The organism is Streptomyces sp. S3(2020) (genome assembly GCF_013044505.1).
In the GTDB taxonomy this organism is placed as follows: Bacteria; Actinomycetota; Actinomycetes; order Streptomycetales; family Streptomycetaceae; genus Streptomyces.
The window spans coordinates 1-14946 of record NZ_JABERD010000044.1 but is presented as its reverse complement, the minus strand read 5'-3'; the positions used below and the strand labels follow the sequence as shown (position 1 = coordinate 14946).

Below are 14946 nucleotides of genomic sequence, written 5' to 3'. Positions count from 1 at the left end.
GCGCGGTCACTTCTTGGCCGGCGTGATGTTGCCGACCGTGATGCCCTTGGGGTTGAGGTGCGAGATGTGGCCGCTCTCGGTGCCGGCCGACGGGTCGATCACGCAGTCGATGAGCGCCGGGCGACCGGAGGCGAGGGCCTCGGTGAGGGCGGCGGTGACCTCGGCGGGGGTGGTGGCGCGGTAGCCCTTGCCGCCGAACGACTCGATGAGCAGGTCGTGGCGGGCCGCCGACATGAGGGTGGTGGGCGAGGGTTCGTCGTCGTACGGGTTGACGTCGTCGCCCCGGTAGACACCGCCGTTGTTCATGATCACGGTGACGACGGGCAGTTGGTAGCGGCAGATCGTCTCGATCTCGATGCCGCTGAACCCGAAGGCGCTGTCGCCCTCGATGGCGACGACCGGCGCGCCGCTCTCGACGGCGGCGGCGATGGCGTAGCCCATGCCGATGCCCATGACGCCCCAGGTGCCGCTGTCGAGGCGGTGGCGCGGGACGTGCATGTCGATGACGTTGCGCGCGATGTCGAGGGCGTTGGCGCCCTCGTTGACGATGTACGTCTCCGGGTGCGCGTGCACGACGTCGCGTACGGCCTTGAGGGCGCCCATGAACTGCATGGGGTGCGGGTCGGCCTCCAGGCGCTTGGCCATCTTGGCGACGTTCTGCGCCGAGCGCTCCCCCAGTTCCTCGCGCCAGGCCGAAGGGGCCTGGATCTGGCCGGGCTTGGTGCGTTCGGCGAGGGCGTCGAGGACCGACTCGATGTCGCCGACGAGGGGGGCGGAGATGGGCTGGTTGCTGTCCATCTCCTTGGGGTCGATGTCGATCTGGACGAACTTGGCGTCGGGGTTCCAGCCCGTCTGCCCGTGCCCGAGAAGCCAGTTGAGGCGTGCTCCGATCAGCATCACCACGTCGGCCTTCTTCAGCGCCAGCGAGCGGGCGGTGGCCGCGGACTGCGGGTGGTCGTCGGGCAGCAGGCCCTTCGCCATCGACATCGGTACGTAGGGGATACCGGTCGACTCGATGAACTCCCGTACCTTGGCGTCCGCCTGGGCGTACGCGGCGCCCTTGCCGAGCACCACCAGCGGGCGCTCGGCGGAGGCCAGCAGCTCGATCGCGCGGTCCACGGCCTCCGGCGCGGGCAGCTGGCGCGGGGCGGGGTCGACGAGGCGGCTCAGCGTGCGGTCGCCCTCGGCCTTGGGGAGGATGGCACCGAGCACCGCGGCGGGGATGTCGAGATAGACACCGCCGGGGCGCCCGGAGATCGCGGTGCGCAGCGCGCGGGCGATGCCGCGGCCGATGTCCTCCACGCGGCTGACCCGGTAGGCGGCCTTCACGAAGGGCTGGGCGGCGGCGAGTTGGTCCATCTCCTCGTAGTCGCCCTGTTTGAGGTCGACGAGGTGGCGCTCGCTGGAGCCGGAGATCTGGACCATGGGGAAGCAGTTGGTGGTCGCGTTCGCCAGCGCGACCAGGCCGTTGAGGAAGCCGGGGGCCGACACCGTGAGGGCGACGCCGGGCTTCTTGTTGAGGTAGCCGGCGATGGCCGCCGCGTGTCCGGCGTTGCTCTCGTGACGGAAGCCGATGTAGCGGATGCCCTGGGCCTGGGCGAGGCGGGCCAGGTCGGTGATCGGGATGCCGACCACGCCGTAGATGGTGTCGACGTCGTTCATCTTGAGCGCGTCGACGACCAGGTGGTACCCGTCGGTGAGCTCGGTCGGAACGTCGGCTGCTGCCGCGGTCTCCAGTGGCGAGGGGGCGGTCATGGTCCGAGGTCCTCCTTGGGCAGGTCCTGCCGGAGCGGCTACTGCTCTCACCATCCGCAGCGCGTCCGCCCGCGTCCAAGACCCATCGGCGACCAGCCGATAAGCAACATCTATCGACGGCTGCCGGAGGCCCTCGCAACTCCCTTGATAGACGCCTGCTATCAGCCGTTCGGCAGTAGGTATTGGACGTGCGTCGCAGGTCACCGCAGGCTCGCAGAGGACTGATGCATCGGACCTGGGCGCGAGGGGGTGGGGTCATGGCCGCTGCGGCCGCGGCATCCGTGCGCGACGCGAACCTGTACCGGCCTCCGAAGGTCACGGACCTCGTCGATCTCCTCGACGCGCAGGTGCGTGAACGCCCGTACGCCCGGGCCCTGGTCGTCACCGGGGAGCGGGTGCACCTGTCCTACCGGGGTCTCGCGGCCCTGGCGGACGGCGTGGCGGCCCGGCTCGGCGGCACGGGGCTGCGCCGCGGTGACGCGATCGGCCTCATCTGCGCCAACACGGCGGAGTTCGTCGTCGCGCTCCTCGGAGCGGCGCGGGCCGGCCTGGTGGTGGCCCCGCTGGACCCGGCGCTGCCCGCGTCACAACTCTGCGCGCGGATCGAGGCGTTGGGGGCGCGGGCCGTGCTGCTGGGGCCTGCCGCGACAGGCGCCCCGCTGCCGGTCCCGGCCTGGCCGCTGCGCGTGGAGGCCTCCCGCGCGGGGACGGCGGCCGTCGCGTTCCAACCCGGCGTGTGCGCCGCGCCCCACGTCGGCGGTTCGGCCCGTGAGTTGTCGGCGCGTGACGCGCTCGTGCTCTTCACCGCCGGTACCAGCGACCGGGCGAAGATGGTCCCGCTCAGCCACGCCAACGTGGCCGCGTCCGTCCACTCCCTGTGCGCCACCTACGAGTTGGGGCCCGACGACGCCACGGTCGCGGTGATGCCGTTCTTCCACGGGCACGGGCTGTTCGCGGCGCTGCTGGCCTCCCTCGCCAGCGGGGGCTGTGTACTGCTGCCCGAGCGGGGCCGGTTCGCGGCGGGCACGTTCTGGGACGACATGCGTGCCGTGGGCGCCACCTGGTTCACCGCGGCCCCGGCCATCCACGAGATCCTCCTGGAGCGGTCGGAACGGGAGTACCCGGGCCCGCGCGCGCCGGTCCTGAAGTTCGTACGCAGCGGCAGCGCTCCCCTCAACCCGGCCACACAGCGGGCGCTGGAGCGCACGTTCGGGGCGCCGCTGCTGTCCGCGTACGGGATGACGGAGTCCTCGCACCAGGCGACCAGTGAGCCGCTGCCGGGACGGGGCGCGCTCAAGCACGGTTCGGTGGGCCGGCCGACCGGTGTCGAGGTGCGGGTGCTCGACCGCGGCGGGCGGGCCTGTCCGGTGGGCGTGGAGGGCGAGTTGTGGGTGCACGGTCCCACCGTCGCGCGCGGCTATCTCGGCGACCGGGAGGAGACGGCTTACACCTTCGTGGACGGCTGGCTGCGCACCGGCGATCTGGGCACCCTGGACGCGGACGGGTACCTGTCGCTGACCGGGCGTATCAAGAACCTCATCAACCGCGGCGGTGAGAAGATCTCGCCCGAGCATGTCGAGGACGTCCTCGCCGGGTGTCCGGGGGTCGCCGAGGCCGCCGTGTTCGCCGTGCCCGACACGGTGTACGGGCAGCGGGTGGGCGCCGCCGTGGTGGTGCGCGCGGGCGAGAGCGTGGAGCGCGAGGAGATCCTGCGGTACTGCCGTGACCGGCTGGCCGCGTTCGAGGTGCCGGACCGGCTGTCGCTGGTCGCCGCACTGCCGTACACCGCGAAGGGCGGGCTCGACCGGAAGGCGGTGCAGGCACGATACGCGCCCTGACAGAGGACCGGCGCGCGTGGACGGCGGGATCGGCGCACGCGCGCGACGACATCGAGGTGGGCTCAGCGCACGCGGTGCTCGCTCGGCAGTGGGCGGGCGAAGAAGTCGTCCAGGGACAGGCCGGTCGCCGCGTTGACGAAGGCCCGGGCGGCGACCGAGCCGGGGGTCGCGGCGTGGATCGCCACCGACACCTGCGCGCCGGCCTCCGGGTCGACCAGGGGCAGCGCTCTGGTCCGGCCGATGACGGGCATCGCGCGCAGCCAGGTGTGCGGCACGATGCTGGCCCACTCGCCGCCGCCGACATGCGCGTAGAGGGAGGCGATGGAGTCCGTCTCGACCTGCGGGGTGACCACGAACCCCTTCTCCGCGAACACGGTGTCCACGATCTGCCGGATCCGCATGTCGGGCGTCAGCAGCGCGAGCGGCAACTGGGCCGCGTCCGCCCAGGTCACGGTCGAGGACTGCGCCACCAGATGGTCGTCCGACACCAGCAGCATGTAGCGCTCCTGGTAGAGGGGTACGACCTGGAGGCCCTCCTGGTCGCCGGGGTCGAAGTGGGCGATCGCCACGTCGAGTTCGTAGTCGCGCAGCTGGCGGTGGAGTTCCTTCGTCGACAGCCGGGACCGCACCTGCACCTTGGCGAGCGGGTGGGCGGCGCAGAACGCGGCCACGGGCAGCGCGAGGGTCGTGGACGCCGTGGGGTCCGTGCCGAGCCGCAGCGTGCCCGTGATGCCGGACTGCACGGCGGCCACCTCCGCCTTGAACGCGTCCTGTTCGGCGAGGATCCGTTTGGCCCATACGACGAGCCGCTCGCCCTCGGGGGTGAGGCCCTGGTAGTTGTGCCCGCGGTTGATGAGCGTGACGTTCAGCTCCCGCTCCAGCTTGGCTATCGCCGCCGAGAGCGCGGGCTGGGAGACGTAGCAGGCTTCCGCCGCCCGGGCGAAGTGGCGTTCCCGCGCCACCGCCACGAAGTACTCAAGCTGCCGGAACAGCATGAACGGCTCCTCTCTGCCCGAGGTCGCCCGGGCCGCCCCACCTAGCTCCATACTGTATGCAGTATTTGGGATATGTACAGGGGAGGAAGTCGTGCTGATCGACACCCATGGCCGGATCGCCCGCGATCTGCGGGTCTCACTGACCGACCGGTGCAATCTCCGGTGCACGTACTGTATGCCGGAAGAAGGCCTACGGTGGCTGCCCAAGCCGGAGCTGCTCACCGACGAGGAGGTCGTCCGGCTGGTCTCCGTCGCGGTCACCGAACTGGGCGTCACCGAGGTGCGCTTCACCGGGGGCGAGCCGCTGCTGCGCCCCGGCCTGGTGGGCATCGTCGAGCGCTGTGCCGCCCTCGCCCCGCGCCCCAGGCTCTCGCTCACCACCAACGGCATCGGACTGGCCCGTACCGCCGAAGCGCTGCGCGCGGCCGGGCTCGACCGGGTCAATGTCTCGCTCGACACCCTGCGCCCCGAGGTCTTCCGCACCCTGACCCGCCGCGACCGGCACCACGACGTGCTCGCCGGCCTCGACGCGGCCCGCGCCGCCGGGCTCCTCCCCGTCAAGGTCAACTCGGTGCTGATGCGCGGCGTCAACGACGACGAGGCCCCCGACCTGCTCGCCTGGGCCCTGGACCACGGCTACGAACTCCGCTTCATCGAGCAGATGCCGCTGGACGCCCAACACGGCTGGCAGCGCGCCGACATGGTGACGGCCGAGGAGATCCTCGAACGGCTCCGGGCCCGTTTCGCCCTCTCCCCCGAGCCCTCCTCGGTGCGCGGCTCCGCGCCCGCCGAACGCTGGCTCGTCGACGGCGGACCCGCTCGGGTCGGGGTGATCGCCTCGGTCACCCGGCCGTTCTGCCGCGCCTGCGACCGCACCCGGCTCACCGCCGACGGACAGGTCCGCGACTGTCTGTTCGCCCGCGAGGAGTCCGACCTGCGCACGGCCCTGCGCTCCGGCGCCCCGGACGAGGCGATCGCCGGACTCTGGCGCACCGCGATGTGGGGCAAGAAGGCGGCCGCCGGGCTCGACGAGGCGTCCTTCGTCCAGCCCGAACGGCCGATGTCCGCGATCGGGGGCTGACGTGACGAACCCGCACCGACCGCGCGCGCAGGAAGCGCCTGCGCAAGAACCGTCGACGTAAGAAGCGTCCACGTAAGAAGCGTCTGCGGCCGCTGTACGTCCCTACAGCGGCCGCAGACGCGGCCTGTTCAGCGCAGGAGCTTGACCGCGGCCACCACCAGGGGGTCGAGGCCGTCCGCGCCGGCGTCCACGAAGTCGTACAGCCTGGTGCGCATCCGCGGGTCCCAGAACCTGCCGATGTGCCCCGCGATCTCCTCGGCGGCCCGCTCCCCCGGCAGGTGGGCGAGGTTGCGGGCGATGTCGTTCGCCATCCTGAGCTCGGACGGCACGGTGGCGGTCATCTCAGTCCACCACCGTCACGAGGTCGTTCTCGGCGACTTCGGCGTCACCGGCCCGGTCCGGGCGGGCGAGCCCGACCTGGACGGCGGTCACCTTGTACTCGGGGCAGTTGGTGGCCCAGTCGGAGTTCTCCGTGGTCACCACATTGGCCCCGGTCACGGGGTGGTGGAAGGTCGTGTAGACGACCCCGGTCGGCATCCGGTCGGAGATCTCCGCACGCAGGGTCGTCTGCCCGACGCGGCTGGCCAGCGTGACCATGTCGCCGTCCTCGATCCCACGGACCTCGGCGTCGTGGGGATGCAGTTCCAGGATGTCCTCGGGGTGCCAGGCGACATTGCCGGTACGCCGGGTCTGCGCGCCGACGTTGTACTGGCTGAGGATCCGTCCGGTGGTGAGGACCAGCGGGAAGCGCCGGGTGCTGCGCTCGTTGGTCGGGACGTAGGAGGTGACCACGAACTTGCCCTTGCCGCGAACGAATTCGTCCACGTGCATGGTGGGTGTCCCCTCCGGTGCCGCCTCGTTGCACGGCCACTGGACGCTGCCGAGTTTGTCGAGGAGGTCGAAGGAGACACCGGTGAACGTCGGGGTGACCGAGGCGATCTCGTCCATGATCCGGCTCGGATGGTCGTACGCCATCGGATAGCCCATGGCGGTGGCGATCTCGCTGACGATCTGCCACTCGTGCTTGCCCGTCTTGGGCTTCATGACCGCGCGGACGCGGTTGATGCGGCGTTCGGCGTTGGTGAAGGTGCCGTCCTTCTCCAGGAACGACGCCCCGGGCAGGAAGACGTGGGCGAACTTGGCCGTCTCGTTGAGGAACAGGTCCTGTACGACGACGAGTTCCATGGCTTCGAGGGCGGCGGTGACGTGCTGGAGGTTGGGGTCGGACTGGGCGATGTCCTCGCCGTGGACGAAGAGACCGCGGAAGGTGCCGTCGATGGCCGCGTCGAACATGTTGGGGATACGAAGTCCCGGCTCCGCGAGGATAGTTCCGCCCCACAGGTTCTCGAAGACGGTGCGTACCGCGTCGTCGGAGACGTGCCGGTAGCCGGGCAGTTCGTGCGGGAACGAGCCCATGTCGCAGGAGCCTTGGACGTTGTTCTGCCCCCGCAGCGGGTTCACGCCCACGCCGTCGCGGCCGATGTTGCCGCACGCCATCGCCAGGTTGGCCATACCCATGACCATGGTGGAGCCCTGACTGTGCTCGGTGACGCCGAGACCGTAGTAGATGGCTCCGTTGGGGGCCTGTGCGTACAGCCTCGCGGCGGCGCGGAGTTCGGCGGCGGGGACGCCGGTGATGGCCTCCACCGCCTCCGGGCTGTTCTCCGGTCGGCCGACGAACTCCGCCCAGTCGTCGAAGCCTTCGCACCTGGCGTCCACGAAGGAGCGGTCGACCAGGTCCTCGGTGACGACCACGTGGGCCATGGCGTTGACGACGGCGACGTTGGTGCTGGGCCGCAGTTGGAGGTGGTGGCGGGCCTCGATGTGCGGGGAGCGCACGAGGTCGATGCGGCGCGGGTCGACGACGATGAGCTCGGCACCCTCACGCAGCCGGCGCTTCATCCGGGAGGCGAACACCGGGTGCCCGTCGGTGGGGTTGGCGCCGATCACCATGATGACGTCGGCCTCGGCGACCGAGCGGAAGTCCTGGGTGCCCGCGGACTCGCCGAAGGTCTGCTTGAGGCCGTAGCCCGTCGGGGAGTGGCAGACGCGGGCGCAGGTGTCGACGTTGTTGTTTCCGAAGGCCGCGCGGACCATCTTCTGTACGACGTACACCTCTTCGTTGGTGCAGCGCGAGGAGGTGATGGCGCCGACGGAGCTCGTGCCGTACCGGTCCTGGAGTTCACGCATCCGCCGGGCGACGGTGCCGATCGCCTCGTCCCACTCGACCTCGCGCCAGGGATCGGTGATCCTTTCGCGGACCATGGGCTTGAGCTGCCGGTCGGGGTGCGTGGCGTAGCCGAAGGCGAAGCGGCCCTTCACACAGGAGTGGCCCTCGTTCGCGCCGCCGTCCTTGTACGGGACCATGCGCACGAGTTCGTCGCCGCGCAGCTCGGCCTTGAAGGAGCAGCCGACACCGCAGTACGCGCAGGTCGTCACAACGGACCTGGTGGGCATGCCGAGTTCGACGACGGAGCGCTCCTGGAGCGTCGAGGTCGGGCAGGCCTGGACGCAGGCGCCGCAGGAGACGCACTCGGAGTCCATGAACGACTCACCGGCGCCGGGCGAGACCTTCGAGTCGAAGCCGCGGCCCTCGATGGTGAGCGCGAAGGTGCCCTGGACCTCGCCGCAGGCACGGACACAGCGGGAGCAGGCGATGCACTTGGACGGATCGAAGTCGAAGTAGGGGTTGGACGTGTCCTTCTCGGCGTCGAGGTGGTTCTCGCCCTCGTAGCCGTAGCGGACCTGCCGCAGCCCCACCACGCCTGCCATGTCCTGGAGTTCGCAGTCGCCGTTGGCCGGGCAGGTGAGGCAGTCCAGCGGGTGGTCGGAGATGTAGAGCTCCATGACGCCCTGGCGGAGCTTCTCCACCTTCGGTGTCTGGGTGCTCACCTTCATCCCGTCGGAGCACGGGGTGGTGCAGGACGCCGGGGTGCCGCGGCGGCCGTCGATCTCCACCACGCACAGACGGCAGGAGCCGAACGCCTCCAGGCTGTCGGTGGCACACAACTTGGGTATCTCGACGCCGGCCTGTGCCGCGGCCCGCATCACCGAGGTGCCCTCGGGGACATGCACCGGCAAGCCGTCGATCTCCACCGACACCGTTGCCGGCCCGGGCTGTTCCGGGGTTCCGTAGTCGGGTTCCTTGAGAAGGCTCATGCCGTCCCCTCCGTCCTCACGCCGGTCGCGTTCACGGGTTGGATGTCCAGGAGTCGACGGCCACCGTGGAAGTCGTCGGGGAAGTGGGTGAGGGCGCTGCGCACGGGCATCGGGGTCAGTCCGCCCATCGCGCACAGCGAGCCGTCGGTCATCAGGTCGCAGAGGTCTTCCAGCAGGGCCAGGTTCTCGTCCCGGTGCGTACCGGCGACGATCTTGTCGATCACCTCGACGCCACGGACCGAACCGACCCTGCACGGGGTGCACTTGCCGCAGGACTCCTCGGCGCAGAACTCCATCGCAAAGCGGGCCTGGGCCGCCATGTCGACGGTGTCGTCGAAGACCACGATCCCGCCGTGCCCGAGCATCGCACCGGCCTCGGCGAACGCCTCGTAGTCCATCGGCAGATCGAACAGCGAATCCGGCAGATACGCCCCGAGCGGCCCGCCCACCTGCACGGTTCGGACCGGGCGGCCCGTGTGGGTGCCGCCGCCGTACTCCTCGATCAACTCGCGCAGCGTGATACCGAAGGCGGTCTCCACGATGCCGCCGCGGGCGATGTTGCCGCCGAGCTGGAAGACCTGGGTGCCGCGGGAGCGGCCGACGCCGAGGTCCTGGTACGCCTTGGCGCCGTTGGCGAGGACCGTGGGGACGGTGGTGAGGGTGAGCACGTTGTTCACCACGGTCGGTCTGCCGAACAGGCCCTCGATGGCCGGGATCGGTGGTTTCGCGCGGACCATGCCGCGCTTGCCCTCCAGGCTCTCCAGCATGGAGGTCTCCTCGCCGCAGATGTACGCGCCCGCCCCGACCCGTACGTGCAGGTCGAAGTCGAGCGCGGAGCCGAGGATTCCCTTGCCCAACCAGCCCTGTTCGCGGGCGAGCTCGATCGCCTCGCGCATCGTGGCGATGGCGTCCGGGTACTCGGAGCGCAGGTAGATGTAGCCCTCGCTCGCGCCGACCGCGTGCGCGGCGATGGTCATGCCCTCGATGAGCAGGAACGGGTCGCCCTCCATGACCATGCGGTCGGCGAAGGTCCCGCTGTCGCCCTCGTCGGCGTTGCAGCAGACGAACTTGAGCTCGTCGGCGCAGTCCAGGACGGTCTTCCACTTGATGCCGGCCGGGAATCCGGCGCCGCCACGTCCGCGCAGTCCGGACTCGGTGACCTCGGCGACCACGTCCGCGGGGGCGAGTTCGAGGGCGGCGCGCAGTCCGGCGAGGCCGCCGTGCTCGACGTAGTCCCGCGGTGAGAGGGGGTCGATGACGCCGACTCTGGCGAAGGTGACACGGTTCTGGCGGGCCAGCCAGGGCAGTTCGTCGACGAGGCCGAGCCGCAGCGGGTGGTCCGCGCCGTCGAGCAGCCCGGCGGCCAGGAGTCCGTCGACGTCCTCGGGGGTCACCGGGCCGTAGCCGACGCGGCCCTGCGGGGTCACGACCTCGACCATCGGTTCCAGCCAGAGCATGCCGCGCGAGCCGTTGCGGACGACGTCGATGGCGAAGTCGCCGCGGGTGGCGGCGCGTTGGAGGGCGCCGGCGACCTCGTCGGCGCCGACGGACCTGGCCGCCGCGTCGCGGGGGACGTAGACCGTGACCGCGGAGTGCGACGGGGCGCCGGCCTGGATGTCCGCCGGAGTGCCTGCCGGGGTGCCCGCTGGGGTGCCTGCCGGGGAAGAGTTCTTCATGATCAGACCGTCCCGTTGAGGATCGAGCCCAGTCGGGCCGGGCCCACTCGTCCGTACAGCCGTCCGTTCGCCTCCACCGTCGGCCCCAGCGCGCAGTTGCCCAGGCAGAAGACCTGCTCGACGGTCACGGAACCGTCGGGTGTCGTCTCGCCCAGGGTGAGTCCGGCTTCGCGCGTGTAGCTCACCAGGCGGTCGGCGCCCAGTGCCTGGCAGGCCTCGGCGCGGCAGATGCGGACCGTGGTGCGGCCCGCGGGCTCACGTCGGAAGTCATGGTAGAAGGTCACCACTCCGTGGACGTCCGCCCGGGAGAGGTTGAGCTCGTCGGCGAGCACCGGGACCGCTTCCTGCGGTACATGGCCCAACTCGGCCTGTACGGCGTGCAGTACGGGCAGCAGCGCGCCGCGCTGACCCCGGTGGTCGGCCACCACCCTCCGGACCACGCTCTCGACCGTCACATCGCTCCCGCTGGTCGTCATGATCGCTTCGCCTTCCGTCACACGGGTCCCCGGCGAGGGTTGCAGGAGACTGAGACAATACCCCATACAGGCTTCTGTATACAGACGACAGTCGTAAGAAGCCTGCACCGATTCCGGCCCCTGAGGAAGTCCGGAGCTTCGGTCGAGCCCGGCCTCGCAGCCAACGGCCGACAGCCGACAGCCGACGCCATGTTGCATACCAAAACCTGTATGCTGAAGCCGTCGTCGGCAACCCCTCGGCGGCCACCACTTGGCAAAGCCGTCGGCCCGGCGGCAGAACGGGACAACCATGCGCGAGGCACTCACGGCCGCAGCGTCCCGGCGCGTCGCCCGCCCGGCACCACTGCGCCAGGCCGTGTACGACGCCCTGACCGAGCTGATCATCAACGGCTCCCTCAAGCCCGGCCAGCACCTGGTCGAGGCCGAGCTCGCCGAGCACCTCGGCGTCAGCCGCCAGCCGGTCCGCGAGGCCCTCCAGCGGCTCCAGACCGCCGGCTGGGTCGACCTGCGGCCCGCCCAGGGCGCCTTCGTGCACTCCCCCACCGAGGAGGAGGCCGCCCAACTCCTCGGTGTCCGCTCGGTGCTGGAGACCTACTCGGCCCAGCTCGCCGCACAGAACGCGCGGCCCGAGGACATCGAGCGTCTCGGTGAGCTCCAGCAGGAAGGCGTCGACGCACTCGCCGAGGGCGACGTCGAACGCCTCGTCGCGGCCAACACCGCCCTGCACGCCTTCGTCACCTCCGTGGCCGCCAACGACGTTCTCGCCGAACTCCTCGCCCAGGTGGGCCAGAAAGTGCGCTGGTACTACACCCCCATCGCCAAGCCCCGTGGCAAGGAGGCCTGGAACGAGCACACCCAGCTCATCAAGGCCATCGCCAAGGGCGACGCGGACCGCGCGGGCGAGGTGATGCGCAAGCACACCGAGCGCACGACCGACTTCTACCGCAAGCAGATCGCGTCCGGCTCGAACCAGGACTGACCGAACAGGCCGGCTCCGAACGGGCCACTCCTGGGCGGGAGTTCAGGACGGCGCGAGGGAGTCGGCAGGCCGGCGCACCATGCCGGCGGCCGCGAGGTGCGTCCCCTCCGCGCCGGCGGCGGCCCGCAGCTCCAGCATCCAGGGCAGGACCGTGCGCAGCACGATGTCGAGCCCGCCGCCGTCCTCGCCGAGCATCGCCTCGACGGGCACCAGCACCGGATCGGCGAGCACCGTGGAGGTCGCGCTGCCGGACGTGCCCGAGGCGTCCGGCCGGGCCGGGACGAACAGGTCCGGGGCGTGTGCCGGGACCCCCCAGAGACTCAGGCCGTCCGGTACGCCGAGCGGACGGGAGGACCAGACGTAGCTGTCGGCCTCCCCCGCCGCGACCACCTGGCGTTTGCGCCCACGCAGCGCGACCACGCCACCGGAACGGGCCGCGGTGCACTGCGGCGTGAGGAGTTGAGCCTCCTCCCCGTACCCACCCGCGCCGTCCTCGGCGAGGGCAAGGCTGCTGAGGTGGCGTCCGGCGGCGATCTCCCCGCGCACCCAGGGACTGCCGTACGACTCGATGACGGCGACCGCCGTGTAGTGGGCCTGGAGCACGGCCGCCGTGGCCGGGCAGACGCGCGCGGTCCGGGCCACCACATCGGCGGCTTCCGGCAGCCCGAGCCCTGCGCCGCCGAACTCGGTGGCGACGGTGAGTCCCAGGAGTCCGGTGGCCCCCAGGGCCGTCACGGCACCACGGGGGAACCTGCCTTCCGCGCCGGTCAGTTCGGCGCAGGGTGCGACGGCACGGGTGAGGACTTCTGTGAGCGCGGTGCGGTACGACACGGAGTGACCCCCTCGGGAGCGGTGTCCGGTCCGCTGTCAGGCGGCGACGATGATTGCATACAGTATTCTGCATCCCTCAGCCGGTCGACGCCAGAGGCGAGCCGCGCCAATTTCCAGGGAGTCCGCAACATGGGCCACACGAGAATGGCTATTGCATACTAAACTCAGTATCCCGTAGGCGCGGTTCACTGTTCACCGTCCGCAGTCGAACGAGGGAGAGGGTCCATGCCCAACACACCCACCGTGGCAGCCCGCGGCCCGATCACCCGGCCCGCCCCGCTGCGTCAGGCGGTCTACGACGCCCTGACCGAGCTGATCATCAACGGCACGCTCAAACCCGGTCAGCACCTCGTCGAGGCCGACCTCGCCGAGCACCTCGGCGTCAGCCGCCAGCCCATCCGCGAGGCGCTCCAGCGACTCCACACCGCCGGCTGGGTCGACCTGCGTCCCTCACAGGGCGCCTTCGTCCACTCCCCCACCGCCGAGGAGTGCGCCCAACTCCTCAGCGTCCGGGCCGTCCTGGAGACCCACTCCGCCCACGGCGCCGCCCGGCACGCCACCCCCGCCGACGTCGCCCGGCTGTGGGAACTCCAGCAGACCGGCCTCACCGCGCTCGCGGCGGGCGACGCCCGGGCCATCGTGGAGGCGAACGCCGCCCTCCACACCCACATCACCCACCTCTCGCGCAACGCGGTCCTCGCCGAGCTCATCCCCCAGGTGGACCGGCGTGTGCGCTGGTACTACATGCCCATCGCCAAGCCCCGCGGCACGGACGCCTGGAGCGAGCACGCCCTGATCATCGAGGCCATCGCCGTCGGCGACCCCGACGGCGCCGAAGAGCTCATGCGCCGGCACACCGCGAACACGACCGACTTCTACTGCCGTCAGATCGCCGCGATGGCCGACGGGAACATGTGACGACGACGGCGGGCTCCCCGCCGGACACCCCTAGGGCGCTTCTGGCGAATCTCGAAGCCGCCCCGGGGCTGGAACGGGTGAGCCCGGAGCGGCGGCCGGTGCCTCACGACGTGCCCCGCGTCGGGCGGACCGGTTGACCGGAGGCCGACCAAGAGCCATCCGAAGCGCCCTAACCCCGTCCGGCGCCCGGTCGGCACCGGGTGGACCAGCTGCCGTCCACCATCAGCCGCTCTCCGCAGGGCCGCACGACGACGAGGCCGTCGCCCTCGAACGCGATGCGGTCGCCGGCGGTCAGGAAGAGCGGGCGCGACAGTTCGAAGGCGTGGCCGTCGTCGGTCTCGAGTTCCGTCACCAGTACCGACCGCGGGATCGGCGTGGCCCCGTCAGCTGTCAGACGCATGCCGAGATGCTCCCACGGCCTGGCCCGGCTCAGGCCCCCGGGTCTATCTCCCGCAGCAGCCCCGACGTCACGTCGAAGACGAAGCCGCGCACGTCGTCGGTGTGCGGCAGGAACGGCGAGGTGCGCACCCGCCGCATGGACTGCCGTACGTCCTGGTCGACGTCCCGGAAGGCCTCCACCGCCCACGCCGGCCGCTGCCCCACCTCCATCTCCAGCTCGTGCCGGAACTCCTCGGTCAGCGTCTGGAGACCGCAGCCGGTGTGGTGGATGAGGACGACGCTCCGGGTGCCCAGGGCCCGCTGACTGATCGTCAGGGAGCGGATGGTGTCGTCGGTGACCACACCGCCGGCGTTGCGGACGGTGTGGCAGTCGCCGAGTTGCAGGCCGAGCGCGGCATGCAGATCGATACGGGCGTCCATGCAGGCCACGACGGCCACGCGCAGGACCGGACGGGCACCCATGCCCGGGTCCGTGAACCCTGCGGCGTAGGTGCGGTTGGACTCCACGAGCCGGTCGATGACGGTGTCGCCGGCGGGCGGGGCGGTACGGGATGCGTGGGTCGACATGCTGGGCTACCTCTCCGGTTCGGGTACTCACGGAAACCGTCCCGGGGAGCGGTCGTGGCTCGCCCGGGACGGAGTGGAAGCGGCGCGGGCCGCCGTCGCTCAGATCACGCCCTGTGCCTTGAGGAGCGGCAACTCCGCCTCTTCGAGGCCGAGTTCGCCGATGAGGATTTCTTCGGTGTGCTGGCCCAGCAGGGGCGGGGTGGTGATGTGGGTGGGGGAGTCGGAGAGTTTGAGGGGATTGCCGACGGTGGTGAAGCGGCCGCGTTCGGGAT

13 protein-coding genes and 1 pseudogene are annotated in these 14946 nt (G+C 70.9%); 4 read left to right on the top strand and 10 right to left on the bottom strand.

Annotated features, from left to right (window positions below; translation table 11 throughout):
* Nucleotides 1-6: 6 nt before the first annotated feature.
* A complete protein-coding gene (gene oxc, locus HLK59_RS16670) occupies nt 7-1755 on the bottom strand; it encodes an oxalyl-CoA decarboxylase (RefSeq protein WP_171142213.1) in 1749 nt (582 codons plus the stop codon).
* A 257-nt stretch (nt 1756-2012) separates the two neighbouring features.
* Here oxc and HLK59_RS16665 point away from each other — a divergent pair, with 257 nt between their 5' ends.
* Entirely contained in the window at nt 2013-3593 is a 1581-nt protein-coding gene (locus HLK59_RS16665; protein WP_171142212.1) for a FadD7 family fatty acid--CoA ligase, read from the top strand.
* Nucleotides 3594-3655: 62 nt separating this feature from the next.
* Here HLK59_RS16665 and HLK59_RS16660 read toward each other — a convergent pair whose 3' ends face one another.
* Nucleotides 3656-4588: a LysR family transcriptional regulator gene (locus tag HLK59_RS16660; RefSeq protein WP_046256165.1), complete on the bottom strand. Its 933-nt coding sequence runs from the start codon at nt 4586-4588 to the stop codon at nt 3656-3658.
* 91 nt (nt 4589-4679) lie between these two features.
* Between HLK59_RS16660 and moaA the strand changes: the two genes are divergently transcribed.
* Nucleotides 4680-5669, top strand: a complete 990-nt coding sequence (moaA, locus tag HLK59_RS16655; RefSeq protein ID WP_171142211.1) for a GTP 3',8-cyclase MoaA — start codon at nt 4680-4682, stop codon at nt 5667-5669.
* A 128-nt stretch (nt 5670-5797) separates the two neighbouring features.
* Here moaA and HLK59_RS16650 read toward each other — a convergent pair whose 3' ends face one another.
* Genes HLK59_RS16650 through HLK59_RS16635 form a run of 4 tightly spaced genes read right to left on the bottom strand, consistent with a single transcriptional unit; the run spans nt 5798 to nt 10980 of the window.
* On the bottom strand, nt 5798-6010 hold the full coding sequence (locus tag HLK59_RS16650) for a formate dehydrogenase subunit delta (protein WP_240982451.1): 213 nt from the start codon (nt 6008-6010) through the stop codon (nt 5798-5800).
* Nucleotide 6011: 1 nt separating this feature from the next.
* Nucleotides 6012-8828 carry a formate dehydrogenase subunit alpha gene (fdhF, locus tag HLK59_RS16645; RefSeq protein ID WP_171142210.1) on the bottom strand — a complete coding sequence of 939 codons (2817 nt, stop codon included), beginning with the start codon at nt 8826-8828 and terminating at the stop codon, nt 6012-6014.
* Nucleotides 8825-10504: an NADH-quinone oxidoreductase subunit NuoF gene (locus HLK59_RS16640; RefSeq protein WP_240982450.1), complete on the bottom strand. Its 1680-nt coding sequence runs from the start codon at nt 10502-10504 to the stop codon at nt 8825-8827. The genes fdhF and HLK59_RS16640 overlap by 4 nt, the downstream gene beginning before the upstream one ends.
* A 2-nt stretch (nt 10505-10506) precedes the next feature.
* Entirely contained in the window at nt 10507-10980 is a 474-nt protein-coding gene (locus tag HLK59_RS16635; protein ID WP_171142209.1) for an NAD(P)H-dependent oxidoreductase subunit E, read from the bottom strand.
* A gap of 289 nt (nt 10981-11269) precedes the next feature.
* Here HLK59_RS16635 and HLK59_RS16630 point away from each other — a divergent pair, with 289 nt between their 5' ends.
* Nucleotides 11270-11959 carry a GntR family transcriptional regulator gene (locus HLK59_RS16630; protein ID WP_171142208.1) on the top strand — a complete coding sequence of 230 codons (690 nt, stop codon included), beginning with the start codon at nt 11270-11272 and terminating at the stop codon, nt 11957-11959.
* 42 nt (nt 11960-12001) lie between these two features.
* On the opposite strand, the gene HLK59_RS16625 is transcribed toward HLK59_RS16630, so the two are convergent.
* On the bottom strand, nt 12002-12790 hold the full coding sequence (locus HLK59_RS16625) for an acyl-CoA dehydrogenase family protein (protein ID WP_171142207.1): 789 nt from the start codon (nt 12788-12790) through the stop codon (nt 12002-12004).
* Between the two features lie 225 nt (nt 12791-13015).
* Between HLK59_RS16625 and HLK59_RS16620 the strand changes: the two genes are divergently transcribed.
* Entirely contained in the window at nt 13016-13708 is a 693-nt protein-coding gene (locus tag HLK59_RS16620; protein ID WP_171142206.1) for a GntR family transcriptional regulator, read from the top strand.
* A 169-nt stretch (nt 13709-13877) separates the two neighbouring features.
* Here the strand turns inward: HLK59_RS16620 and HLK59_RS16615 are convergent, their stop codons facing one another.
* The 3 genes and pseudogenes from HLK59_RS16615 to HLK59_RS51045 form a co-directional block, all read right to left on the bottom strand.
* The gene (locus HLK59_RS16615) at nt 13878-14108 is read right to left on the bottom strand and encodes a hypothetical protein (RefSeq protein ID WP_171142205.1); all 231 of its coding nucleotides are present in this window, start codon (nt 14106-14108) and stop codon (nt 13878-13880) included.
* Between the two features lie 29 nt (nt 14109-14137).
* Complete coding sequence (locus HLK59_RS16610) at nt 14138-14674, bottom strand: carbonic anhydrase (RefSeq protein WP_171142204.1); 537 nt, start codon at nt 14672-14674, stop codon at nt 14138-14140.
* A gap of 99 nt (nt 14675-14773) precedes the next feature.
* Nucleotides 14774-14946 (bottom strand): annotated as a pseudogene (locus tag HLK59_RS51045) (formyl-CoA transferase); the annotation flags it as partial.